Source organism: Ruegeria intermedia, assembly GCF_900129345.1.
Classification (GTDB): Bacteria; Pseudomonadota; Alphaproteobacteria; order Rhodobacterales; family Rhodobacteraceae; genus Ruegeria; species Ruegeria intermedia.
The window spans coordinates 1-24,486 of sequence record NZ_FQVK01000018.1 but is presented as its reverse complement, the minus strand read 5'-3'; the positions used below and the strand labels follow the sequence as shown (position 1 = coordinate 24,486).

The 24,486-nt window shown below is 63.7% G+C and carries 24 protein-coding genes and 2 pseudogenes; 14 read left to right on the top strand and 12 right to left on the bottom strand.

What is annotated here, in order from left to right; translation table 11 throughout:
• Positions 1-3 precede the first annotated feature (3 nt).
• Together F3H26_RS13165 and F3H26_RS13160 are read left to right on the top strand one after the other, a co-directional pair.
• Complete coding sequence (locus F3H26_RS13165) at positions 4-678, top strand: amino acid ABC transporter permease (protein ID WP_149776495.1); 675 nt, start codon at positions 4-6, stop codon at positions 676-678.
• Positions 675-1,409 carry an amino acid ABC transporter ATP-binding protein gene (locus F3H26_RS13160; protein WP_149776494.1) on the top strand — a complete coding sequence of 245 codons (735 nt, stop codon included), beginning with the start codon at positions 675-677 and terminating at the stop codon, positions 1,407-1,409. Before F3H26_RS13165 ends, F3H26_RS13160 begins: the two co-directional genes overlap by 4 nt.
• Before the next feature lie 60 nt (positions 1,410-1,469).
• Here F3H26_RS13160 and F3H26_RS13155 read toward each other — a convergent pair whose 3' ends face one another.
• The 3 genes from F3H26_RS13155 to F3H26_RS13145 form a co-directional block, all read right to left on the bottom strand.
• Positions 1,470-2,999: a phospholipase D family protein gene (locus F3H26_RS13155; protein WP_149776493.1), complete on the bottom strand. Its 1,530-nt coding sequence runs from the start codon at positions 2,997-2,999 to the stop codon at positions 1,470-1,472.
• Positions 3,000-3,212: 213 nt separating this feature from the next.
• Positions 3,213-3,881 carry a PAQR family membrane homeostasis protein TrhA gene (gene trhA, locus F3H26_RS13150; protein ID WP_188127767.1) on the bottom strand — a complete coding sequence of 223 codons (669 nt, stop codon included), beginning with the start codon at positions 3,879-3,881 and terminating at the stop codon, positions 3,213-3,215.
• Positions 3,882-3,943: 62 nt separating this feature from the next.
• Positions 3,944-6,259 carry a fatty acid cis/trans isomerase gene (locus F3H26_RS13145; protein WP_223162501.1) on the bottom strand — a complete coding sequence of 772 codons (2,316 nt, stop codon included), beginning with the start codon at positions 6,257-6,259 and terminating at the stop codon, positions 3,944-3,946.
• Positions 6,260-6,520: 261 nt separating this feature from the next.
• On the opposite strand from F3H26_RS13145, the pseudogene F3H26_RS20020 reads away from it, so the two are divergent.
• From F3H26_RS20020 to F3H26_RS13115, 6 genes and pseudogenes are all read left to right on the top strand, one after another.
• Positions 6,521-6,601 (top strand): annotated as a pseudogene (locus F3H26_RS20020) (BBE domain-containing protein); the annotation flags it as partial.
• 105 nt (positions 6,602-6,706) lie between these two features.
• Complete coding sequence (locus F3H26_RS13135; RefSeq protein ID WP_149776491.1) at positions 6,707-7,522, top strand: ABC transporter substrate-binding protein; 816 nt, start codon at positions 6,707-6,709, stop codon at positions 7,520-7,522.
• Between the two features lies 1 nt (position 7,523).
• Entirely contained in the window at positions 7,524-8,357 is an 834-nt protein-coding gene (locus tag F3H26_RS13130; protein ID WP_149776490.1) for an amino acid ABC transporter permease, read from the top strand.
• On the top strand, positions 8,357-9,088 hold the full coding sequence (locus F3H26_RS13125; RefSeq protein ID WP_149776489.1) for an amino acid ABC transporter ATP-binding protein: 732 nt from the start codon (positions 8,357-8,359) through the stop codon (positions 9,086-9,088). The genes F3H26_RS13130 and F3H26_RS13125 overlap by 1 nt, the downstream gene beginning before the upstream one ends.
• Positions 9,089-9,184: 96 nt before the next feature.
• Entirely contained in the window at positions 9,185-11,029 is a 1,845-nt protein-coding gene (locus F3H26_RS13120; RefSeq protein ID WP_149776488.1) for an amidohydrolase, read from the top strand.
• A 41-nt stretch (positions 11,030-11,070) separates the two neighbouring features.
• Positions 11,071-11,880, top strand: coding sequence for a M90 family metallopeptidase (locus tag F3H26_RS13115; protein ID WP_149776487.1), 810 nt, complete (start codon positions 11,071-11,073; stop codon positions 11,878-11,880).
• Positions 11,881-11,913: 33 nt separating this feature from the next.
• Here the strand turns inward: F3H26_RS13115 and F3H26_RS13110 are convergent, their stop codons facing one another.
• The 3 genes from F3H26_RS13110 to F3H26_RS13100 form a co-directional block, all read right to left on the bottom strand.
• Positions 11,914-12,093: a hypothetical protein gene (locus F3H26_RS13110; protein WP_149776486.1), complete on the bottom strand. Its 180-nt coding sequence runs from the start codon at positions 12,091-12,093 to the stop codon at positions 11,914-11,916.
• Positions 12,094-12,196: 103 nt separating this feature from the next.
• Positions 12,197-12,466: a DMT family transporter gene (locus F3H26_RS13105; RefSeq protein ID WP_149776485.1), complete on the bottom strand. Its 270-nt coding sequence runs from the start codon at positions 12,464-12,466 to the stop codon at positions 12,197-12,199.
• Positions 12,454-13,359: an SDR family oxidoreductase gene (locus F3H26_RS13100; RefSeq protein ID WP_223162500.1), complete on the bottom strand. Its 906-nt coding sequence runs from the start codon at positions 13,357-13,359 to the stop codon at positions 12,454-12,456. Before F3H26_RS13100 ends, F3H26_RS13105 begins: the two co-directional genes overlap by 13 nt.
• Before the next feature lie 195 nt (positions 13,360-13,554).
• Between F3H26_RS13100 and F3H26_RS13095 the strand changes: the two genes are divergently transcribed.
• Positions 13,555-14,439, top strand: coding sequence for an AraC family transcriptional regulator (locus F3H26_RS13095; protein WP_149776541.1), 885 nt, complete (start codon positions 13,555-13,557; stop codon positions 14,437-14,439).
• A gap of 25 nt (positions 14,440-14,464) precedes the next feature.
• Here the strand turns inward: F3H26_RS13095 and F3H26_RS13090 are convergent.
• The 5 genes and pseudogenes from F3H26_RS13090 to F3H26_RS19855 all read right to left on the bottom strand — a co-directional run.
• A pseudogene (locus tag F3H26_RS13090) lies at positions 14,465-15,176 on the bottom strand (IS5 family transposase); the annotation flags it as partial.
• A gap of 298 nt (positions 15,177-15,474) precedes the next feature.
• Entirely contained in the window at positions 15,475-15,615 is a 141-nt protein-coding gene (locus F3H26_RS19485; protein WP_188127766.1) for a hypothetical protein, read from the bottom strand.
• Between the two features lie 149 nt (positions 15,616-15,764).
• Positions 15,765-16,151 (bottom strand): Cu(I)-responsive transcriptional regulator, encoded by a 387-nt coding sequence (gene cueR, locus F3H26_RS13085; RefSeq protein WP_149776484.1) that lies wholly within the window; start codon positions 16,149-16,151, stop codon positions 15,765-15,767.
• Between the two features lie 14 nt (positions 16,152-16,165).
• Positions 16,166-18,676, bottom strand: a complete 2,511-nt coding sequence (locus tag F3H26_RS13080; RefSeq protein ID WP_149776483.1) for a heavy metal translocating P-type ATPase — start codon at positions 18,674-18,676, stop codon at positions 16,166-16,168.
• 138 nt (positions 18,677-18,814) lie between these two features.
• Positions 18,815-18,946, bottom strand: a complete 132-nt coding sequence (locus tag F3H26_RS19855) for a hypothetical protein (protein WP_262504558.1) — start codon at positions 18,944-18,946, stop codon at positions 18,815-18,817.
• A gap of 262 nt (positions 18,947-19,208) precedes the next feature.
• On the opposite strand from F3H26_RS19855, the gene F3H26_RS13075 reads away from it, so the two are divergent.
• Positions 19,209-19,481, top strand: a complete 273-nt coding sequence (locus F3H26_RS13075) for a hypothetical protein (protein WP_149776482.1) — start codon at positions 19,209-19,211, stop codon at positions 19,479-19,481.
• Positions 19,482-19,486: 5 nt separating this feature from the next.
• Here F3H26_RS13075 and F3H26_RS13070 read toward each other — a convergent pair whose 3' ends face one another.
• Positions 19,487-20,149, bottom strand: coding sequence for a L,D-transpeptidase (locus F3H26_RS13070; RefSeq protein ID WP_149776481.1), 663 nt, complete (start codon positions 20,147-20,149; stop codon positions 19,487-19,489).
• Between the two features lie 303 nt (positions 20,150-20,452).
• Here F3H26_RS13070 and F3H26_RS13065 point away from each other — a divergent pair, with 303 nt between their 5' ends.
• The 4 genes from F3H26_RS13065 to F3H26_RS13050 all read left to right on the top strand — a co-directional run.
• Positions 20,453-21,490 (top strand): substrate-binding domain-containing protein, encoded by a 1,038-nt coding sequence (locus F3H26_RS13065; RefSeq protein ID WP_149776480.1) that lies wholly within the window; start codon positions 20,453-20,455, stop codon positions 21,488-21,490.
• A gap of 66 nt (positions 21,491-21,556) precedes the next feature.
• Positions 21,557-22,933 carry a phosphate ABC transporter permease subunit PstC gene (pstC, locus tag F3H26_RS13060; protein WP_223162499.1) on the top strand — a complete coding sequence of 459 codons (1,377 nt, stop codon included), beginning with the start codon at positions 21,557-21,559 and terminating at the stop codon, positions 22,931-22,933.
• A gap of 11 nt (positions 22,934-22,944) precedes the next feature.
• A complete protein-coding gene (gene pstA / locus F3H26_RS13055) occupies positions 22,945-24,249 on the top strand; it encodes a phosphate ABC transporter permease PstA (protein ID WP_149776478.1) in 1,305 nt (434 codons plus the stop codon).
• Positions 24,250-24,268: 19 nt separating this feature from the next.
• A partial coding sequence (locus tag F3H26_RS13050; protein ID WP_149776477.1) for an ATP-binding cassette domain-containing protein occupies positions 24,269-24,486 on the top strand: 218 nt, incomplete at its 3' end.

The window sequence follows — 24,486 nt, the reverse complement described above, 5'->3', positions numbered from 1 at the left end:
GCCATGCGGGGATTGGACCTTGAATACATGCTGGGGCTGGTCCCCGTCATCTTGGGCTATGTGCCGCTGACGCTGGCGATGGCTTCCGCCGCCATGGTGCTGGCGCTGGTCCTTGCGGTGGCGCTGGCGGTGGAACGTGTCTTTCGCGTGCCGATTCTGGATCAACTGGTGCTGCTGTTCATCAGCTTCTTCCGCGGCACGCCGCTGCTGGTGCAACTGTTCCTGTTCTATTACGGTTTGCCGCAAGTTCTGTCGTTCCTGACCGCGATTGACGGGGTGACCGCCGCGATCATGGGGCTGACGCTGCATTTTGCCGCCTACATGGCCGAAACCATCCGCGCGGCGATCATCGGCGTCGATCGCAGCCAGTGGGAAGCAGCCCAGTCCATCGGCATGACCCAAGGCCAGATGATGCGGCGGGTGATCCTGCCGCAGGCGGCCCGCGTGGCGGCTCCGACGCTGGTCAACTACTTCATCGACATGATCAAGGGCACCTCGCTGGCCTTCACCCTCGGCGTGACCGAGATGATGGGCGCGGCCCAGAAAGAGGCAGCGGGCAGCTTCCTGTATTTCGAGGCCTTCCTGGTGGTCGCCGTCATCTACTGGATCATGGTCGAAGGTCTGAGCCAGGCGCAGAAGGCCCTCGAAATCCGACTGAACAAGGCATATGCACGATGATCCGCATCGAAGGACTGACCAAACGGTTTGGCGGCACCGCCGTCCTGAACGCCATCGATCTCGAGATCGCAAAGGGCGAGCGCGTCGTCGTCATCGGCCCCTCGGGCACCGGGAAATCCACGTTGCTGCGCTGCATCAACTTTCTGGACAGGCCCGACGCGGGGCGCATCACGGTCGGAGACATTTCGGTCGATGCAACGAGGGCCAGCCGCGCCGATATTCTGGCGCTGCGGCGCGCGACCGCCTTCGTGTTCCAGAATTACGGCCTTTTTGCACATCGCACCGCGCAGGAAAACATCATGGAGGCGCTAATCACAGTGCAGAAACGCCCCCGCGCCGAGGCCGAGGCGCAGGCCCGTCGCATCCTGAAGGAAATCGGTCTGGCGGACAAGGCCGACAGCTATCCGGCCAGCCTGTCGGGCGGACAGCAGCAACGCGTGGGGATCGGCCGCGCCATGGCGATCGGGGCGCAGTTGATGCTGTTTGACGAGCCGACCTCGGCGCTGGATCCGGAATGGGTCGGCGAGGTGCTCGACCTCATGCGCTCGGTCGCTGCGCAAGGCCAGACCATGTTGATCGTCACGCATGAGATGCGTTTTGCCCGCGAAATCGCCGACCGGGTGATCTTCATGGAGGGCGGTCGGATCGTGGAACAGGGCCCTCCGGCACAGATCTTCGATGCGCCGCAGGACCCGCGTTTGCAGCGGTTTCTGGCGCGGGTCAGTGCCTGACGACTCGACGCCGGCGCATAGTCCCCTATCTTTTATGCCACGATCGGGCGTGGTCCCTGATCACAGCTGCGACCCGATCGGCAGAAGGCTCAGGAACCCTGCAACAATATGATCCCAGGCGCTGCCCGTTGGCTCGGCATCATATTCCAGCACCGTTCCGTCGGCGGATCGGGTCCGCCAGGTCAGCTGACCGGCTGGCCCCAGCGTGACGCGGTAGGTATAGGCCGGCAGCGCGTCATCCAGCGCACCGATGGCCTGTTCGGTCAGGGCGGGCGAGTCGATCAGGATCCCCATTTCAGTGTTGATGTTGACCGAGCGCGGATCCCAGTTGAACGACCCCACGAACAGGTATCGGTCATCAATCGCGAAGGCCTTGGAATGCAGCCCCGACCGAGACTGCGCCCAGTTGATGCCCTGCCGCTGCTGTTGATAGTTGTCCGGTCGCAGCTCGTACAGGTCGACGCCGCCGCGCAGCAACGGTCTGCGTTTCGTGGCGTAGTGGGCATAGACGGGAAGCACGTCGTTCGATGCCAGCGAGTTGGTGACGACCCGGACATCGACGCCCCGGCGCTCGAGCTCGGTCAGCCACCGGACACCGCTGTTGCGCGGCACGAAATAGGCTGAAACGATGGTAACCTCGGATTTCGCTGTCTGGAAATACGGCAGCAGTTGCGCGGCAAGGATCGGATCTGCGGTGTCTGCCCCGGCGGCTTTGGCGGGCGGGTCCGCATAGAGCCGGGCCGGCACCCAATCCAGCGCAAGCGCCCCGTCTGCAAATTTTTCCTGCGCCGATCGGCGCAGCGCGGCGCCATAGGGCGTTCGCTTGGCCTCTTCGACCAATTGGCGCAACCGGTCGCGGGCGGCGGCAAGGCTGAAGTCCGGCGGCCCGACAACCGCACGGGCGGGCACCACGAACGGGCTGTTCCAATAGGCATCGAAGCTTTTGGAAACCTCGGTCACCACCGGCCCCGCAGCCAGCACATCGAGATCGGCATAGTTCATGTCCTCGCGCGCCAGGAAATACTCTGCCCCGATGTTCCGCCCGCCCACGATGGTAAACAGATTGTCGGCCGTCATGGATTTGTTGTGCATCCGCCGATTGATCCGCTTGAAATCGGTCAAACCGGCCACGACCAGGCTTTGATCGCGCCAGAACGGGTTGAACAGCCTGATTTCGATGTTTTCGTGCAGGTCCAGCGCGGCGGTCATCGCGTCATAGCCCGCGGTGTCCATGTCATCCAGCAACAGCCGGACGCGCACCCCGCGATCCGCCGCCTGAAGAAGGCTGGCGGCGAACAGATGCCCTGTCGGGTCGTCATGCAGCAGGTAGTATTGTGCGTCGATCGTGCGTTCGGCGACGGCCGCCATCAACAACCGAGAGACCAGCGCCTGTTCCCCGTCGCTGACAAGTCGCACGCCCGAGCGCCCATCGCCGGGGTCGCCCAACCGACGCGCGACGCGACCCAGTTTGCTGTCTTCACGGGCGGGCTGATAGGTCGACACCGTCTTTTCGTATACGCGCTCCTTGGGTGCGCAGCCAAGCAACGCGACCAGACAGACCAGACTGGCCAAGATTTGCCGTGGCTTCATGCAGACCCTCCCCTCGCGGGGATCAGATGACACTGTCGTGGCCCCTTGGTTCAAGCCCCTTGCGGATCGGCGGTACAGGTTTTCGGCGGCCTGTGGCGATTGCGCAGGGCGGGTCGGTCAGCCCCGTTCGCAGTTAGGCGGCCGATTGCCCTTCGCCCCGAGACACCCGACGGCGAAATGAAAACCCCACTTGGAACGCGCATTGCGCGGCGTCTACAGGCCCAGGACCGGCTCAGGCAGAACCCGCATGCAGACAGCAGCAAAGAACAGGCCGCTGCCCGACAGAACGAACACGTGCCAGATCGTGTTGTGATATGGGATCCAGTCCAGCAGATAGAACGCAACGCCCGCCGTATAGACCAGCCCACCCGCGATCATCAGGATCACGACCGCCGAGGGCAGCTCGGCCAGAACGCCCTGACCCGCCCACACGATGGCCCATCCCATCATCAGGTAAAGCACCAGCCCGAACCACCGGAACCTGTGCGGAGCGATCATCTTGAGGGCCGAACCCAGCGTGGCCGACGACCACAGACCAAACAGCAAGCCCGGCGCCTGCCCGCCGGACAACAGCAGGAACGGCGTATAGGTTCCCGCGATCTTGACGTAGATCCCCGAGTGATCGAGACGCCGCAGGACGTCGGCCCATTCCGGGCGCCGGCTCATGTTGTAGAGCGCAGAAAAACTCAGCATCAAGACAAGCGTCACGCCATAGATCAGCGCGCCCCAGGCCGCGGCGGGCTCGGGGCTGACCTGCACGGTCCGGCCGACCAGGATCGGCACCGCGACCAAGGCCGCGCCAACGCCCAGAATATGCACCACCCCGTCGCTGACGCGCTCGGACCGGCTGTAGGTCGGGCGGATTTCGGCAAAGGATTTCATCCCAACCAAGATAGGTCCGCGCTCGGCCACGGGCAAGCCGGGCGCAGATCACCTTCGGGTTTCTATGAGGGCTGATCGCCCGCTTTCGGATCCTTGTAGCGGTTGAGGTCCAGAACGCCGGCCTGAACCGGCGCCTGTCGTGCCAACATCTCGTGCAGGCGGTCGCTGAGCCTCCAGAAGTCGGGGCTTGTCCGGCGTATGCCGTAGGTGGCGATGACATCCATATAGTCGCTTTGCGATCGGATCGCCTTCACGGCCGCCACGAAGTCGGGCAACGCGTCGCTGGACACGCGGAAGAAGAAATTGGGATAGCTTCCGACAAGCCCGGGCAACACCGTGACCGTGTCGTCCCGGGGCAGGCGTCGTGCGTGTTCGCGGAACAGAAACGCAACGTTCGAATGGGCTTTGTCGTGGACCAGGGAAAAGACCTCGGTCCGGTCTTGGCCATGTTCGATCAGCAAGACCGACAGGTCGGGCAGATACCTGACCCACGGGCCGGTTCGGCTGGACAACTGCCGCAGCAGCGCCGCGCTGGGGTCGCTGGTGCAGGCGTGACCCGCGCAGCGATTGATCGGGTCGGTGACCGGCCACAGCCCGTCGCCACGGTTGAGCAGGGCCAGCAGAAACTCGGCCTTGGGGTTGTCGGTGCCAAAGGCAATCCCGGTCGGAAAATCGTCATCAAGACGGCGCTGATGCCAATATGTGTGCAACTCGGCCAGAAACCCCTGATACCAGCCATCATGCATCCGCGTTCGGATTTCGGCGGGCATGAAGGTCAGGAAACTGTCTTCGCTCTCCATCCGCAGCTCGTCCATGTAAAGACGCGTAGCCAGCTGATGCGCGACCCGGCCGAACACGTCATAGCCTGCGACCAGGTTGTAATAGATCCGCTCGAACACCGGAAAGTCGATCACCCAGGCGGTTTCAGGGATGTCGCCGTGAAACCCGGTCATGGCCGAGGCGTTGTCAAAATGCCGGAACACGGTGATCAATGCCTGCGGGTTCGTCCCGCCTCCATCCCAGATCGCATCATAGCCGAACCCCGTCCGGTGCGCCGGGCTGTTGCGATAGCGCGCATCGCGAAACTGCAGATATTCCACCTGGTTGCGGTGATAGAGCGACTGAAGATCGCCCAGCACGCCCTCATCAGCCCTGGCGACCGGCAGTTCGAGATAGGCCGCGCCCCGGGCCAGATAGCTGGGATCGGTCACCGACAGATCCGCATCGGGGTCAAGGAAACTGACCCAGAACCGGTCTTCGATCACATTGACGGCGGTCTGGCCGTGACAGACCGGACCCCGGATGAAGCTGCGCACGAAGAACAGCGCATCGTCCAACAAAAACTCATAGCGGCTGCGGGCGGGGATCGCTGCGAAGGTGCTGAACGGGTTGCCGCCCTCGGCGTCGCCATAGGGCGGCAGTTGTTCCAGCGACCAGTCGGGCTCAAGAAACAGCTCGCGATACCGGTCCATGCGCCGGGGGCCGAACGGATAGACCAGGTGTTCCTTGTGCACGATGGTTTCGGTCACCCGTTGCAGGCGATAGTAGAACGGCCTTGCGCCGGGGTCGTCGAACGGCCGGCGCGACGCGATGACGGCGATTGGCTGCCCCGGCGGCGTCGAGGACCGCACCATCTGAAAGAACCGGCGCGGGTCGTCATCCGGGAAATGCAGGCGCGCCAGGAACAGATGTTCGAACAGATAGCGGCTGGTCAACCGGCTGCGGGGATCGTCGGCGTTCAGAAAGGCCTCCCACCTGTCAACCTGCGCCTTGACCGAGGGAGGCAGATCCGTGGCTGCCGGATCGAAGGGCGCGCCCGCCCGCGCCCAGTCGCGCAGCAGGGTGAATTCGGCATCCGACAGACGCGCAGCGGCGTAGGGCATGCCGGCCAGGGGGTGTTTGCGCCGAAACGCATCGAATTCCTGCGGCGAAGGACAGACCAGTTCGCGGTTGATCGACAGGCCAAGTTCCTGCGGAACCGGCTCTCCCTCGGGCAGCGGCGCGGCGCGGCCCAGATCCAGAAAACGTTCCAGCAGGCTGAGCTGCCCCGGATCTGCGGTGACCGAGTGGAACCCCAGCGCGCGCCAGCCCGGCACGGTCCCGGCGTCGAGGCCAAGCCGCGTGGGCGGCGCATCGGTCAGCCGGTCGGTGTCATAGACCACCTGCTTGGTCCCGCCACGCGCCACGCCTTCGGGTGCGGTCAGCTTCAGCTGGCAAGGCGCGTCGTAGCAGCTGTGGCAGACGACGCATCGCCGGTTCAGCAGGTCCCGGACCTGCGCGGTGCCCGTCATGCCCGTCGCGGCAGTGTTCTGCGCGCGGGCCTCCATCGGACCGATCATTGCTGTCAACACGATCAGCGCAAAGCCAATCGCTGTCATTCGAAACTGAATATACCCGCTGTGCTGCATGGCTGGTCTCTGCCGATCAGGGAATTGAAGCGTCTGGAAAGTCTGATCCGTCAAGGACCATGTGTCGAGACATTTCCGACGGCAATCTCCGGTTGCTTGATTGATGCAACGCCCCCCCCGTGATCAGGCGCACAGCATGACCGGATGGCGCCGCATGCAATCCGAAGTGCCCGTGTCAAATTCAAGCCTGCGGACGACGCCGCCTTGTTGTAATCGGCCCATGGCGCGAACGCGCCCGAATTGTCCGGGGTCAAGGGCCGGTATGACCCAGGCAACCTGTTCCGGGTGAACCGCAATATTCCACCCGCGTGACGGGTTGAACTTCTTGCGGTGTCTGGCATAGACCGCGACCAACTGGACACGGTCGGCGGGCAACACTACCGTGGGCCCGACATTCCCAACAGGAGACCCAGATCCATGTCCAAGATGCTTTCGATCGCGGCCGCCACCCTTGCGTTCACCGCAACTTCGGCCCTTGCGGACGGGCATTGCGCCGCGGGCAAGACCCTGACCGAGGGCAAGTTCACCGTGGCCACCGGAAACCCCGCCTATTACCCGTGGGTGATGGATGACGCGCCCGAATCCGGCCAGGGCTTTGAAGCCGCCGTCGCCTATGCCGTGGCCGAGGAGATGGGCTTTGCCGCGGATGACGTGGTCTGGGTCCGGTCGTCCTTTGACGAGGCGATCCAGCCCGGCGCCAAGAACTTCGACGTGAACATCCAGCAATATTCGATCACGCCCGAGCGCGATCAGGTCGTCGATTTTTCGGCCCCCTACTACACCGCGCCGATGGCGGTTCTGGTCAGCGCAAACGCCGTTGACACCCCGCCCACGCTCGAGGCGCTGAAGGGCCTGCAATGGGGCGCGGTCGGGTCGACCACCGCGGTGCCGAAACTGGCCAACGTGATCCAGCCGGATGCCGAACCGCTGCTCTATGGCGACAATGCCGACGTGAACGCCGCCATGACCGCCAACCAGATCGACGCCGCGCTGTTCGACCTGCCCACCGCCCTGTTCCTGAGCGCGGTGATGATCGAAGGGTCGAAGGTGATCGGCCAGTTCCCTGCCGATCAAGGCGACAACCCCGACCAGTTCGGCATGTTGATGGAGGAGGGCAACCCGCTGAAATCCTGCGTGGATGCGGCCATCGCCGCGCTGACCGAAAGCGGCAAGCTGGCCGAAATCGAAGCCAAATGGCTGCAGGACACGACGGGCGTTCCGCTGATCAAGTGACATGACACGAAACAGAACGGCGGGCCCGACCCGCCGCGAACTTTTTGAGACGCAGCAGCGGTGGCGGTCGATCCGGATCGCCGCGACCAGCACCGTTCTGGTCGTCGTTGCGCTGATCGTGCTGGTGCCGCTGGCGCCGGGCTGGGCCAAGGTCCAGCAGAGCTTTTTCAACGGCGAGGTTCTGGTCAAGACCTTCCCGAAGCTGCTCGAGGCCTTCAAGATCAACGTGATGATCTTTGCCTGGTCGGCGCCGGCGATCGCTGTGCTGGGGCTGCTGATCGCGCTGGCCCGCGACACCAAATCGCCCGCGCTGTTCCCGTTGCGCATCTTCGGCGCGGCTTTCACCGACATCTTCCGCGGCGTGCCTGTGATCCTGACCGTCTATCTGATCGGCTTCGGCATTCCCGGGCTGGGCCTGACCCGGCCGTGGAACTCACCTTATATCTGGGGGTCGCTGGCGCTGATCCTGACCTATTCGGCCTATGTGGCCGAGATTTTCCGCTCGGGCATCGACAGCGTGCATCACAGCCAGCGCGCCGCCGCCCTGTCGCTGGGCCTGACCGAAGGCCAGGTGATGCGCGACGTGGTGCTGCCGCAGGCCGTCCGCAACGTCGTGCCCTCGCAGATGAACATGCTGATCGCGCTGCAAAAGGACGTGTCGCTGCTCAGCTTCATCGGCCCGGTCGAGATCTTCCGCCAGGCCGGCGTGTTCAAATCGCTGCTGGCCAATTTCACGCCCTATGTGGGCGCGGCGATCATCTTCCTGATCGTGACCATCCCGGCGACGCGTTATGCCGACCACCTTATGGCCAAGCAGATGAGGGAGCGGCGCTGATGTCGAAACTGAACCTGCGCAACGTCGTCAAACGCTTTGGCGACCGCACCGTCTGCGACGGCATCGACCTGACCGTGGACGAGGGGCAGATGGTCTGCCTGATCGGCGCCTCGGGGGCGGGCAAATCCACCGTTCTGCGCTGCATCAACCTGCTCGAACCGATCGAGGATGGCGAGATCCTGCTGGACGGGGTCGACATCTCGGTGCCGGGGCTGGATCCGCAATCGGTGCGCGCGCGCATCGGCATCGTGTTCCAGAGCTTCAACCTGTTCCCGCACATGACGGCGCTGGACAACGTGATGCTGGCGCCGCGCCGGGTGCGCGGCCGCACGCGCGCCGAATTGCTGCCCCAGATCGAGGAGATGTTCGAACGTTTCGGGCTGGCCGACCGGATGCTCAACTATCCCGACCAGCTGTCGGGCGGACAGCAGCAGCGCGTCGCAATCGTTCGCGCACTGGCCATGCAGCCCGAGGTGATGCTGTTCGACGAAATCACTTCGGCCCTGGACCCGCAACTGGTGGGCGAGGTTCTGGACGTTCTGCTGATGCTCAAGCAGCAGGGCATGACGATGGTGATGGCTACGCACGAGATGGGCTTTGCCCGGCAGGCCGCCGACAAGGTGTGTTTCCTGCAGAACGGCCGCATCGTCGAGGAAGGCCCGCCCGAGCAGCTGTTCGACCACCCTCGGCAAGACGCCACGCGGCAATTCCTGGCGCGCGCGCTCAAGTGAAAGCCGACGTCGGATCAGCAATTCAACATTGTACGGGCCAGACGCGGACTTCGTGCTAGACTCCACCGCATTGCTATATGCTGCTGGAGGTTCGGAATGCGTCTTTCATCCCTGGCTGCCGTGAACGTTGCTGCCGGTCTGACCCTCGGCACCATGGCTTTGGCCCAACAGGTCGCGGATACGATCTATACCGGTGGTCCAATACTGACGATCGATGACTCCCGACCGACGGTACAGGCGGTCGCGGTCAGGGATGGGCGGATCATCGCAGTAGGTGAACTGGCCGAGATGCGCAGCCATCAGGGCGACGACACGACGATCTTTGATCTGGACGGGCGCGCAATGCTGCCCGGTTTTGTCGACAGCCACGGCCACGTGGTCATGGGCGGTTTGCAAGCCTTGTCGGCGAACCTGCTGGCCCCGCCGGATGGCAAGGTCACCGACATTGCCAGCCTGCAGGCGGCGTTGTCCGCGTGGGTCGATGCCAATGGTGACACGGTCGAAGCGATGGGGATGATCATCGGCTTTGGCTATGACAACGCGCAACTGGCCGAACTGCGCCACCCCACGCGTACCGAGCTGGACGCGGTCTCGCGCGACGTTCCGATCATGATCATCCACCAATCGGGCCATTTGGGGGTAGGCAACTCCAAGGCGCTTGAGCTGGCCGGGATCACCGCAGAAACCGAGAACCCACCTGGTGGCGTGATCCGAAAGGACGAGGCCGGCCAGCCAAACGGCGTGCTGGAGGAATACGCATTCTTCGGTGCCTTGGTGCCCCTGCTTGGCGCTGTCGGCGAAGACGGGTTGCAGACTTTCGCGCGCGCCGGCAGTCGGATGTGGGCGCGCTTTGGCTACACCACCGCGCAAGAGGGGCGTTCCTCGGGCGCGGCGGTTCAGGCCCTGCGCCGGGTGGCCGCGGACGGCGACCTTCCGATCGACGTCGTGGCCTTTCCCGACGTTCTGGAATCGCGCGATTTCATCGCATCGGACGCCTCGCGCACCTATGCCGACCGGGTGCGAGTCGGCGGGTGCAAGCTGACAATCGACGGTTCGCCGCAGGGTTTTACCGCGTTGCGGGATCGGCCCTATTACGATCCGGTCGGGGATTACCCGCCCGGCTATGCCGGATACGCCGCCATCACGCGCGAACAGTTGCAGGATGCGGTGAACTGGTGTTTCGAGAACGGCCACCAGATCCTGACCCATTCCAATGGCGAGGGGGCTACGGATATGTTGATCGCCGCCATCGACGAGGCGCGGTTGACCCATGGCGATCCGGGCAACCGGCCGGTTCTGGTGCACGGTCAGTTCCTGCGCGAGGATCAGGTGGCCAGCCTCAATCGATTGGGCGTGTTCCCGTCGCTGTTTCCGATGCACACCTTCTACTGGGGCGACTGGCACCGCGAGCACACGGTCGGGCCGGTCAATGCCGACAACATCTCGCCCACCGGCTGGGTGACCGAACGCGGCATGATATTCGGCACCCACCATGACGCGCCTGTGGCGTTTCCCGACAGCATGCGGGTACTGGCCGCAACGGTCACCCGGCGCACCCGGTCGGGCGACATCCTGGGCCCGCATCAGCGCGTCGACGTGATGACGGCGCTCAAGGCGATGACGATCTGGCCGGCATGGCAGCATTTCGAGGAAGACCGGAAGGGCTCGATCGAAGTGGGCAAACTGGCCGATTTCGTGATCCTCTCGGACGACCCGACCGCGGTCGATCCTGAAACGCTGGCCCAGCTTCGCGTGTTGACCACCATCAAAGAGGATGAAGTTGTCTTCAGCGCTGATGCGTCGGTCAAGAAGGGCGGCCTCGAGCGGAATCCTCTGGCATCCGATCCGGTGACAGCCCATCTGCTGCTGCACGCGCTGTATCAGGGCACGGATGTCGAACGGCCGTGGTTGGCGGACTTCACGCAGCCCTCGACCGAATGAATCGGCTTTCCGAGGTGCGGCAATAGAGCTACCGTCGCCACATGGTGCTTTTTTTGACCCTTGTGGTGGCAATCGCCGGTCTGGTGGCGTGGTATTTCTGGTCGAAGGCCAAGGCCAGGGCCGCGCTGCTGCAAACACCGCTGAGCGATGAGGAGCGGCGGACCATCCACGCGACGGTGCCGATCCTCGAGCGGTTGCCTGCCGGGCTGCGCGCCACTTTGGAGGGCAAGATCAACCTGTTCCTGAACCAGGTCGATTTCATCGGTTGCGACGGGCTGGAGGTCACGGACGAGATGCGTCTGTCGATCGCCGCACAGGCCTGCCTTCTGGTCGTCAACTCGGACCAATGGTACAACAATCTGACGACGGTCCTGATCTATCCCAACGCCTTCAAGTCCCGCCAACAGCGGCACAGCGGCTATGTCGTGACAGAACAGGAGATCATCCGTACCGGCGAAAGCTGGGATCGGGGTCCGGTGATCCTGTCCTGGGCGCACAGTCGACAGGGCGCGGCAAACGATCACGACGGGCACAACGTCGTGTTCCACGAGTTCGCCCATCAGTTGGATGACCTGTCCGGCGGCACCAACGGCGTGCCCGTTCTGGCCACAGGGCAAAGCTATGCCGAGTGGGAGCGCGTTTTTCTGGCGGCCTTCGACGCGCATGTTCATGCGGTCGAGACGGGCCGGCGCACGGTGATCGACCCCTATGGTGCCACCGGGCACGAAGAGTTCTTTGCCGTCACGGTCGAGCTGTTCTTTGAGCGGCCCGAGGCCTTGAAACAGGCCGAACCGGCGTTTTATGCGGAATTGTGCAAGTTTTTTCGTCTCGACCCGGCAAACTGGTCGTAGGATCGCCAGCCCAGATGATTCCGAATGGGGTGATCAGCCGGAATAGGCGCGGCCTTCATCCGTTTGCGTGGCCTCAAGCGCGCGGGTCAGGCAGATAGCGCCCATGCCAACCGGGACAAGGCAAGTTCCGGCCAGCATATGAACCAAGAGCACGGCCAGAATAGAATACCCGGACAACAGGGCGGCCACGGCCAGACCAAGGCTGAATTTCATTTGTAATCCGACGATCCCCAACATTGTCCCAGCCCCTCCCGTCATGGATCGCGCCTTGGTTGCGATGGGCCCAAAGCTTTGCCTATCGCAACGCCGACGGGCGTCAGACCCGATCGACCTGCGACAGCACCCCTGCCATGACCAACCCGATGCCGGCGATTTTCTGAAGGCTCAGCGTTTCCGAAAACAGGACGCAGCCGACGACAAGAAGTCCAATCACCTCCAGCCCCATGACGGCCGGATTGGCGGTGCTCAACCCGATCCTGCAGATGGCCACGATGAAACTGCCCAGCAGTAGCGGCCCGGGGGGCGCAGGCTGGGGCAGGGCGTGATCCAGCGGCACGCCCGACCGCCGGGGCGTCAGAGACTCCATTCAAAGCCCACGGCCTTTTCCGACACGTCCCACAGCCGCTGCATCACCGGCTTGTCGCAGGCATGCGGGTTCAGCGTGCCCTTGCCCACCGGGCCGACGAATTGCGCGCGGCCGGTAGGGCCGTAAAGGGCGCGCTGGTCCAGCCCGTCCTCGGTGGCGCACATCACTTCGGGCCACGATCCCCGTTCGGCGGATTGCACAAGCGGCGTCTTGGTCATCAACCACCACAGAAACCGCGTCAGCAACCCGCCGCTCGTCGAAATCAGCGAAGTGGCAGACGAGCCGGGATGGCAGACATAGACCTGCACATCGGTCCGCCCCGCCGCCGCCAGCCGGTCCTGCAGCTCGTAGGCGAACATCATCTGCGCCAGCTTGCTCTGGGAATAGGCCGTGTTGGGGCCATAGCCCTTGTCCCAGTTGATGTCGTCGAAATTGATCGTCCTCAGCCCCATGTTGTAGCCGAGGCTGGCCACCACGACGATGCGGCCCTTGCTCTGTTCGATCCGCTCGAACAGCAGCCCGGCCAGCAGGAAATGGCCGAAATGGTTGGTGCCCAGCTGGCTCTCGAACCCGTCCACGGTCAGCTTGCGGGTCGGCACCTGGGCGATGGCGGCGTTGCAGATCAGCGCGTCGATGCGGGGCGTGGTCTGCAACACCGCGCCGGCAGCCGCGCGGACGCTGGCCAGAACCGACAGGTCCATGCGGATGAACCTGACGTCCGCCCGGGGGCCGAACTCGTGCTTCAGCGCGGCGATCGCAGCCTGCGATTTCTCGGCCGAGCGGTTCAGCATCACCACGCTGGCGTTTTTCCGCAAAAGCGTCCGGGCCGCCTGAAAACCCGCGCCTGCGTTTGCGCCAGTGATGACGTAGGTCTTGCCCGCCAGATCTCCCAACCGCTGGGGTGTCCAGCCCTATGGCCCGAATGTCGTGTCTGCCATGTTCTCGCTCTCCTGCCGGAACCGGGTGTCGTTGCCTGAAGGCACAGATAGAACCGGGTCAGGCACGAAAACAGGCGATATCGTCTCGAATATTTGCCCATTCGTCTCGGACTTGTTGCAATGATGACAATCGTCTGTCAGCCAGAGGGCATGAGCAAGGAGCAGATCAAACACCTGATCGAGCGCCGCCTTCCCGAGGCGGGCCTTGAGGAAACCGCGCTGAAGGGGGTACAGCTTTTCCGCGTGACCGAGCCCGTGCCCTGTGTGCCCGCCGTGTACCAACCCACCGTCGTGGCCATCGTCAGCGGCGGCAAGGAGGCCATCCTGGACGGGCAGCACCACGTCTATGACAGCGGGAAATACCTGCTGTGCCCGATGACCCTGCCGGTGCAGGCGGGCGCGCCGCAGGCGTCGCCCGAAAACCCTTTGCTGGGCGTGATGATTTCGCTCGAGCCGCGGGTGATGCGCGAACTTGCGCTGGAGATCGAGACCGCCACTGGTGGGTTCGGGCGGCCGCAGGCCAAAGCCGCATCGGCCCTGACCCTGGCGGCCTGGGACAGGGGCTTTGCCCAGGCGCTGTTGCGGCTTCTGGACCTGCTCGACGACCCGGTGGATGCCGCCGTGCTGGGAGCCGGGCGCCTGCGCGAGCTGTACTATGCCGTGCTGAGGGGCGAGGCCGCGGCCGCCGCCCGGCAGGCTTTCGGCGTCGGCAACGACATCGCGCGCACCATCGATTACGTCTCGGCCCGCCTGAACGAACCGCTCACCGTCGACGACCTGGCCGATCATGCGGGCATGAGCCGCGCCGTCTTCCATCGCCGGTTCAAGGACGCGACGCGCATGTCGCCGATCCAGTTCGTCAAATCGATGCGGCTGAACCAAGCCGCGATGAAGATCGCCGAAGGGAAAACCGTATCCGAGGCGGCCTGGGACGTGGGCTATCAAAGCGCGTCCCAGTTCAGCCGCGAGTTCAGGCGCGCCTATGGGCAGACGCCCCGGCAATGGCGGCACGCGGCACCGGCCGGGCCGCTCTAGGGGCCAGACTCCTTAAATTCCAAGGCCAGAAGATGACTGCCGCGGCCAGAGCGATGGCTGACATGAACACTTTTTGGCACCTGTCGTAACGGGTGGCAACGCGCCGCCAATCCTTGAGCCGTCCAAACATGATCTCTGTGCGGTTGCGTCGGCTGCACGTGCGCATGTCGTGGCGCACCGGCTTGTCACGCGACTGTCCGCCTGGGATGCAGGGCCGTATCCCCTTGTCTTTCAACGCGCCGCGGAACCAATCGGCAACGCAGCCCCGGTCGGCAATCCGCCAGTCCGCGGCAGGAAGGCTCCTCAGAAAGCGCCCTTGCGCCCGGGTAGTCGCTGACCTGACCGGCGGTCAGAAGAACCAATGGGACGGCCAATGGCGTCTGTGTCCGCGTCTTGGTATTCATGCCGCCCTTCGTGCGCCCGGTCAGGCGTCCACGCCCCCTTTCTACTGCATGGCTTGATGCCGCTTGGTGGGCTTTCAGACAGATCGCGCCGATCAGGATCGCCGTGTGATCGGAATGCTCGGCAGCCAGGCTCTCCATTTTCCGAGCAAAAACTTCTTTGTCACTCCGTCGCTTCCAACGGTTAGAAAGTGTTTTCGACGGACCATATTCCTTCCGGGCATCCGATCAGCGCAAGACATTGCGATTGATGAAGAAAATTCCGCTCAATACGCACCTGTCACCGACGCGCGGCTTGCCGTTGGACTCTGGATAATCGGGTTCCAGACGCGCCATTTGCGTATCTGTCGGTCAGAAATGATCAGAGAAGTTCACCGCTCGTTTTTTCGACCCGAGAATCATGTCAGCGTGCAGAAATCGATGGGGCCTGACCCCAACCAGATCTCAAACTCTGTCAGATCAGTTCGCCTGGGCCGCGAGAACCCCAAGTGCTCGGAAACACGTACCCGATACCGCCGCGACCGGCGATCATCAAAAAATTGGAAGGGATATCCACAGGCCGCTCGACCTGACTGGCCGCAAGGGAAACGACTTCTCCTGCCAAACGTGACCAGTCTGCGAAAAATCTCGCTGTTCACGGCAAAAGGGAAAGCTGAAGGGCAACTTCCATCTGAATATCTTTCGGCTGGGCTACTGGAAACGTCAGATCAAAAAAGAACGGGCCCCAGTCTTCAGCAATAGTTCCTGTCGAAACACCCTCCGCCGCGTCATTCACGACGAAACCTCAGAGAGAACCCATCAGACGACAACCCTCGTTCACAATTGTCCAGAATTTGTCCGATCCCGCAGCTCTGGGTTATTCGCATATAATGAGGATTATGGTAAAATTGAACCAAGGGAAAGATACGTTGCAGGCTGCTGGCGTCACACCCGCCCAAGGTCATTCAAGATCGGACAATCCGGGCGGTCGTCGCCGGCACATTCCGCAACCAGGTGAGACAGCGTGGCGCGCATGGCCTTGAGATCGGCGATCTTCGCGTCGATTTCCTTCAGGTTCTGCTTGGCGATGCGCTTCACATCGGCGCTGGCGCGATGTTTGTCTTCGTACAGCGCCAAAAGCGTCCGGCAGTCTTCGATGGTAAAGCCCAGCGATCGGGCGCGGCCGATGAACGCCAGTTTGTGCAGCTCTTTTTCGTCGAAATGCCGGTATCCGTTGGCGCCGCGTCGGGGTTTGATAAAGCCGATGTCTTCGTAGTAGCGAATGGTTTTGGCCGGAAGGCCCGAGCGTTCGGCGACATCTCCGATATTCATGGTTCCCTCCTTGTCTAGTCGGCGTTGGCAGGGCTCAGCGTCAGGGCGTGGGTTTCTTCGGGTGCGTCCCGTAGTGTTCGGGCCGGTTTCACCCAACGCAGCCGCAAGGCGTTGGACAAGACGAAAACGCTGGACAGCGCCATCGCGCCCGCCGCCAGAACCGGCGACATCAGCGGCCCGCCGAACGGGTACAGAACCCCGGCAGCCACCGGGATCAGCAGCGTGTTGTACCCGAAGGCCCAGAACAGGTTCTGCCGGATGTTGCGCATGGTGCGCTTGCTGATATCGAACGCGTTGACCACGCCGGTCAGATCACCGGAGATCAGCACCACGTCGGCCGCCTCGATCGCGATATCGGTGCCGGTGCCGATGGCGATGCCCACATCCGCCGCCGCCAGCGCGGGCGCGTCGTTGATGCCGTCGCCCACGAAGGCCAGTTTGCCTCCGCCCTCGCGCAGACTTTCGAGCGCGGTCACCTTGCCTTCGGGCAGCACCTCGGCAACCACGTGGTCGATGCCCAGTTGCGCGGCGATGACCCGGGCCGTGGCGGCGTTGTCACCGGTGATCATCGCGACCTTCAAACCCAGGTCATGCAGGGCCCGGATCGCGGCGGGCGTGCCGGGCTTGATCGGATCTGTCACGGCGATCACCGCCGCGATACGCCCGTCGATCGCGGCATAGAGCGGGGTTTTCCCCTCGGCGGCCAATTCGGCACCGCGCTCTGCCAGCCCGCCGATCTCGACCCCTTCGCGGGCCATCAGGCGGTCGGCGCCGATCAGAACCCGGTGGCCTTCGACCGTCGCCTGCACCCCGTAGCCGGTGATCGAGTCAAACCCTTCGGGACTGGGCAGGGTCAGCCCACGGGTCTCGGCGGCCCGTGTGATCGCGGTTGCGATCGGGTGTTCCGACGTGGCCTCGACCGCGGCGACAAGGCGCAGCACCGTGTCTTCGGTCATGCCGTCGGCGACGATCAGGTCGGTCAGTTCAGGTCGGCCCTCGGTCAGCGTGCCGGTCTTGTCCAGCGCGACGACGGTGGCTTCCTGAAGCATCTGCAGCGCGTCACCCTTGCGGAAAAGCACGCCCATCTCGGCCGCGCGCCCGGTGCCCACCATGATCGAGGTCGGCGTGGCCAGACCCATGGCGCAGGGACAGGCGATGATCAGAACCGAAACCCCGGCCACCAGCGCCAGGCTCAGCGCCGGATCCGGTCCGAACAGCAGCCAGACCAGAACCGTCACCACGGCCACCGAGATCACCGCCGGAACGAACCACAGGGTGATCCGGTCGACCAGCCCCTGGATGGGCAGCTTGGCCCCCTGCGCCTGTTCGACCATCTGGATGATCTGCGCCAGCATCGTGTCGGCCCCGACCTTTTCGGCCCGGAAGGTCAGCGCCCCTGACCCGTTCACGGTGCCGCCGACCACGGCGGCGCCCTCGGCCTTTTCCACCGGCACCGGTTCGCCGGTGATCATGCTTTCATCCACATAGGACCGACCGGTCAGCACCGCGCCATCCACCGGGATCTTCTCGCCGGGGCGGACATGCACGATGTCGCCCACGACGATCTGATCGACGGGCAGTTCGATCACGCGGCCATCACGCTCGACCCGCGCGGTCCTGGCCTGCAGCCCCACCAGTTTGCGGATCGCCTCGCCGGTGCGGCCCTTGGCGCGCGCCTCGAGGAAGCGGCCCAGCAGGATCAGCACCACGATGACCGCCGCCGCCTCGTAATAGACGTTTGCGGTGCCCGCCGGCAGCAGGCCGGGCGCAAAGGTCGCCACCAGCGAGTACCCATAGGCCGCCGCCGTCCCCAGCGCGACCAGAGAGTTCATGTCGGGCGCGCCCCGCAACAGGGCCGGAAAGCCCTTGGTATAGAATTGCAGCCCCGGCCCGAAAAGAACGATCGTGGTCAGGACGAATTGCAACAGGTGGCTGGTCTGCAGGCCGATCGTCTGGGCAATCAGATGGTGCATTCCGGGAACCACATGCGCGCCCATTTCCAGAACGAAGACCGGCAAAGCCAGGATCGCGGCAAAGCTCGTGCGCCGAGCCAGGTGCCGGATTTCCTCGGCTTTGCGGTCCTCGGGCTCGGGCCGTGCCGCGTCGCGGAGGGTGGCGGCGTAGCCTGCCGCCGTGGCCAGCGCGGCGATGGCCTCGGGCGTGGTGCTGCCTGCCACATAACGGACCGTGGCCGTTTCCGCGGCCAGGTTGACCGAGGCCGACACGACCCCCTGCCCCGCCAACAGCGCCCGTTCCACGCGGCCCACGCATGAGGCGCAGTTCATTCCCTGAACGTCCAGCGTGACCTCCTCGGTCGCGGCGGGATAGCCGGCCGCCTCGAGCGCGCCGAGGATGGTCGTCAGGTCAGCGGGCGCGTGGAAATCGACCTGGGCGCTTTCGCTGGCCAGGTTGACCGAGGCGTCCTCGACGCCGGGCACGGCCTGCAGGGCACGTTCGACGCGGCCGACGCACGAGGCGCAGTTCATCCCCTGAACCTGAAGGCGGGCGTGTGAAATCTGGGTCATGTCGTCACCATTGAGTCGATGCTGACCCGCTACATAAGGGTTCCAGCAGGTGGAAGGTCAAGAAGCAATCAGCCGAAAAACCCATCCGTTCTGCCGTTGTTTCGGACTCCTCTCAGGACCGGCCCGGATCAAAACCAGTCAGTCGATCACACTGCCCGCCGGCTGAAGGGCCTCGTGGCCGTGGTGACAGGGCTCATGGGTCTTGCGCAGCAGCGACGGCGCCAGCCCTTCCAGCCCCGTGGCAGGCGGCAGGTTTGAGGCCACAGGCAAGCTTGCCCATCAGCGCCTGCGATCTGAACGCCGCCAAACAAGAGCGTCAGTTTGTTCACCGGCTCGTTTCGTTCGATTGCCGATGCATTGGCGGTTCGCGCTTCTTTCGCCACCTTGGAGTGGTCAGTCCGAATTTGGTCGCAATGCCCTGCGCAGAAAAGCCACGCTGTCGCACCGTTTGCACGAGGCGAATTGAACTGCGCGCGTCTGGATGCAACCTTGTGCCGCGAACGAACCGGGAAACAGCACAGGAAAGTACACGATGACGGCCAGAACGGGCTTGAAATTTGCGGCGGTTTTGCTGTCGGTTGGCGCCTGCACGGAAACCGCGTCGATGTCCGGCGCGTCCGCGCCCCGCGACCTGGCCAAGGTGCCCGAAGGGGTGATCGCGATTGCCGCCCCGGGCCAGGACCTGAGCGCGGTTCGAATCATGCCCGAGGACGGGTGTTACTGGTATCGCCACGTCGGCCCGGTCGAAACGACCTATCTGCCGCTCAGAACCGTGGACGGACGGCCGATCTGCGCCCGCGCCTGATCGGTTCAGGCCGACGCCGTGATCGGCTGTTCCGGCGGGTACAGATGCGCGGTGGCGCCGGGCTGGACCCGGTCATACAGACCGATGATATGCGCCATCACCATGCGCACGCAGCCCGAGCTGGCGCGCCCACCGATGGATCGGGGATAAGGCGTGCCGTGGATGCGCAGATAGGTATCGCGGTTGCCCTGGTACAGGTAGAACGCCCGCGCCCCGAGCGGATTTTTCGGCCCGCCCGGCATGCCGTCGGCAAACTGGGCATAATCCTGCGGGTCACGGCGGATCATGTCGGCCGTGGGAGTCCAACGCGGCCATTTGGCCTTGCGTTTGATCGTATAGGTTCCGGGCTCGTACAGATCGCCGCGCGCGATGGCCACGCCATAGCGCATGGCGGTGCCGCCCTCTTCGATGAAATACAGATACCGCGCCACCGCATCCACGTGGATGTCGCCGGGTTTCAGCGGCCGGTTGGTCTGAACCCGGCGGGGCAGGAACCGCGGATGCAGACCCCAGGGGTTCGACGTGGCCGGATCGTAGTTGGCCGGCGTGACCTGCGCATCCCATGCCGCCCATTGCGACGCGGTCGCGGCCGAGGCCGGCACAGCCCCCAGAATCGGTTGCGAGAACAAGGCAAGCGATGTGGCAACAAAGTGTCGTCTGGTCAGCATATCAACGCTCCTGTCACCCGGCCATGGGCATGATTCGAAACTGGATCACCAAGATCCTCGAATCGGGGCGCCGTGTCCATTCACTTGTGTGTATCGGGCGATGTTCCCGGCCCGCCCGGTGTTTTCAGGGCCGCCTCATCCCAATTTCAGCAGGATTCGGCGCAGGAGATCCCGCAAAAAGACCGAACCCTGCGCGCTTTGTCATGAAACTGTTACACTGCCGTTACATAAGCGTCGCACGTCCCGCTTAGAGCAGTCGCCAAGGCCGCAGGGGGCGGCCAAAGCTGAGTTTCAGGAGTGACCATGACCACCATCAAACTGACCGCTTCGGTTCTGGCAATCACCGCGATCGCCGCCACGGCTGCTTCGGCGCGCGACGCCATCCGCATCGTCGGATCGTCGACCGTGTTCCCGTACACCCAGGCCGTCGCCGAGCAGTTCGCCAACAACACCGGGGCGCCCTCGCCCATCGTCGAATCGACCGGCACCGGCGGCGGCATGAAAATCTTCTGCGAAGGCATCGGTGAAAACACCGCAGACATCACCGGCGCATCGCGCGCCATGAAGGCCTCGGAATACGAACTGTGCCAAAAGAACGGCGTGACCGACATCTCGGAAGCCCTGATCGGGTTCGACGGCCTGTCGCTCGCCATCTCGCGCGCCAATGATCAGGACTGGGACCTGACCCTGGGTGAGATCTACATGGCCCTGGGCGCCCAGGTGCCGGTGGATGGCGAGTGGAAGGACAACCCTTACAAGATGTGGAACGAAATCAACCCCGACCTGCCGGCCGTGGAAATCCTGGCCTATGGCCCGCCGCCGACCTCGGGTACCCGCGACGCGTTCGTCGAACTGGCCATGCACGAAGGCTGCAAAGAGCTGGACTTCGTCAAGAACGGTGATTTCGACAAGAAATGGGTCAAGGAAAACTGCTCGCGCATGCGCACCGACGGACCCTTCGTCGAAGCGGGCGAGAATGACAACCTGATCGTTCAGCGCCTCGAGGCGGACCCGAACGCCGTGGGCATCTTCGGCTACTCGTTCCTGTACGAAAACCTGGACAAGCTGAAGCCGGTCAAGATCGAAGGCGTCGAGCCGAATGCCGACACCATCGCCGACAAATCCTATCCGGTGTCCCGCCCGCTGTTCTTCTACGTCAAGAACGCGCATCGCGGCGTGATCCCGAACCTGGACGAGTTCCTGGAAGAATACATGTCGGATGACGCGCTGGCCGCTGACGGCTATCTGGCCGAACGTGGCCTGGTCGCCCTGTCCGACGAACGCCGTGAAGAGCTGCAGGACGCAATCCTGAACGGCCAGAACATGGAACCCAAGTCGTAAGACTTGCAATTCACGGGGCTGTCCGGGCGCGAAACCGGGCAGCCCATTTTTTTGCCTGGGGGGCAGATGACGACTTTCGTGTTTGCGGCGCTGTTGGGCGTCAGTATCCTTGGATATTTGCTGAACCGGCGGGCTGCGGCCGGTCTGCGCGCGGATGGGGCGCGTCTGCACTCTCTGCCCGGTTACCACGGGCTGTTTTCCTTTCTGTCCACACTGGTGCCTGTACTGGTGCTGATCCTGCTGTGGCTGGTTCTGCAGGGTCCGGTGATCGATCATGTGGTCATGTCGGGCCTGCCTGCCGGCAGCCTTGACGATTTGGACGCAGGCAGCCGTCAACTGATACTGGCCGAAATCAAATCGATCGCACGCGGACAGATCTTCGGCGAGCCCGAACAGTGGAAACTGGATGCGGCGCAGCGGTACCTGCAGTTGCAACGGATCTCGGGCTGGGTGCTGCTGGCGATCGTGGTGATCCTGTCGCTGACCATCGTGGCCCTTGCCCGCTCGCGCGTCGGCGCCGCGTTCCGCGCCCGCCACGGGGTCGAGCGCATCGTGTCGGGCCTGATGATCTTCTGCTCGACCGTGGCGATCTTTACCACCATCGGCATCATCGCCTCGCTGTTGTTCGAATCCATCCGCTTTTTCCAGATGGTGCCGATCACCGAGTTCTTCTTCGGCCTCAACTGGGAACCCCAGATTCCCCTGCGCGAGGACCAGATCGCCGCCGAAGGTGCCTTCGGCTGGCTTCCGGTCATCCTCGGCACCATCGTCATCACCGTGGTCGCTCTGTTCCTGGCGGTTCCGGTGGGCCTGTTGTCGGCCATCTACCTGAACGAATTCGCACCCGACCGCCTGCGGGCGGTGGCCAAGCCGGTTCTGGAGATCCTGGCCGGCGTGCCAACCGTGGTCTACGGCTTCTTTGCGATCCTGGTGGTGGCCCCGGCGATGCGCAGTTTCGGCGCCTCGCTGGGCATTCCGGTGTCGCCCAACACGGCGCTGGCCGCAGGCAGCGTGATGGGCATCATGCTGATCCCGTTCATCTCGTCCTTCACCGATGACGCCCTGTCGGCGGTTCCGCGCTCGTTGCGCGACGGGGCGCTGGCGCTGGGGGCGACACGGGCCGAGACGGTTCTGAACGTGTTGTTCCCCGCCGCCATTCCCGGCATCGTCGGTGGCATCCTGCTGGCCGTCAGCCGCGCGATCGGGGAAACCATGATCGTGGTGATGGCCGCCGGCCTGATCGCCTCGCTGACCATCAACCCGCTGGACAGCGTGACCACGGTGACCGTGCAGATCGTCACGCTTCTGATCGGCGACACCTCGTTCGACAACCCCAAGACGCTGGCGGCCTTTGCCCTGGGCATGATGCTGTTCGTCGTCACCCTGATCATCAACGTCTTCGCGCTGCGCATCGTGCGCAAGTACCGCGAAGCCTATGACTGAGGCCAAATATCATGGCTGACCTGACCGCAGGACCCGAAAAGACGCCCCCTCAGGGCAACACCGCCGACGCCGTGCGCGCCAGCCTGGCTCGCCGCAACCGCAAGCAGAAGCTGCTGCAGGGCCTTGGCCTGGGCGCCATCGGCTTTGCCTTTCTGATGCTGTTCATCCTGGTGGCTTCGCTGGTATCGTCGGGGTATCAGGCATTCACCCAGACCAAGATCACGCTCGAGGTCTATGTGGACCCCGAGGAAATCAAGCCCGAGAAACTTCCGCGCGGTGGCTTCAAGGACGTGCTGCAAGCCTCGTTGTCCGAATTGCTGCCCGAGGCGGACACCAGCGACCGGGCCACCCGCAAGGCTTTGGCGGGTATCCTGTCCAACGGTGCGCAGTTTCAACTGCGCGACAGGGTGGTGGCCGACCCTTCTCTGATCGGGCAGACCATCACGCTGACGGTGCCGGTATCGGATCCGTATGATCAGCTGAACAAGGGCACCATCGACCGCGACACGCCCGAACAGAACCGCCGCCTGAAGGATCGCGAGATCGCCTGGTTCGATCAGCTGAAGGCGCAAGGCGTAATCAGCAAGCCGCTGAACACCGGCCTGATCACCAATGCCGACAGCCGGTTCCCCGAACTGGCGGGCCTGAAGGGCGCGCTGATCGGGTCGTTCTGGGCGCTGTTCGTGTGTTTCGCGATTTCCTTCCCGCTGGGCATCGGCGCGGCGATCTACCTTGAGGAATTCGCGCCCAAGAACAAGATCAGCGACTTCATCGAGGTCAACATCAACAACCTGGCCGCGGTCCCGTCGGTCGTGTTCGGCCTGCTGGCACTGGCGGTGTTCATCGGCTGGTTCGGCCTGCCGCGCTCGGCCCCCTTCGTGGGCGGCATGACGCTGGCGCTGATGACCATGCCCACGATCATCATCGCCACCCGCGCGGCGCTCAAGGCGGTGCCGCCGTCGATCCGCGAGGCGGCCCTGGGCATCGGTGCATCCAAGCATCAGGTGGTGTTCGGCCATGTGCTGCCACTGGCCATGCCCGGCATCCTGACCGGTACGATCATCGGACTGGCGCAGGCCCTGGGGGAAACGGCCCCGCTGCTGCTGATCGGGATGAATGCGTTCATCACCTCGGCCCCGGACGGCCCGTTCGACAGCGCCACCGCCCTGCCCACCCAGATCTTCATCTGGGCCGACAGCCCCGAGCGCGGCTTCGTCAGCCGGACCTCGGCCGCGATCCTGGTGCTGCTGGGCTTCCTGGTCACGATGAACGCCATCGCGATCTATCTTCGCAACAAATTCGAGCGCAGCTGGTAAGCGCAGAGGAATCACAATGATGAACGACATGAGCAAGATCGAACCGGGTGTCGCCATCGATGCCGTCAAGATGAAGGCGCAGGGCGTCCAGGTCTTCTATGGCGAAACCCAGGCGATCAAGGATGTCTCGTTGGATATCCTCGACAAGACGGTCACGGCCTTCATCGGGCCGTCGGGCTGCGGCAAGTCCACGTTCCTGCGCTGCCTGAACCGGATGAACGACACGATCGACATCTG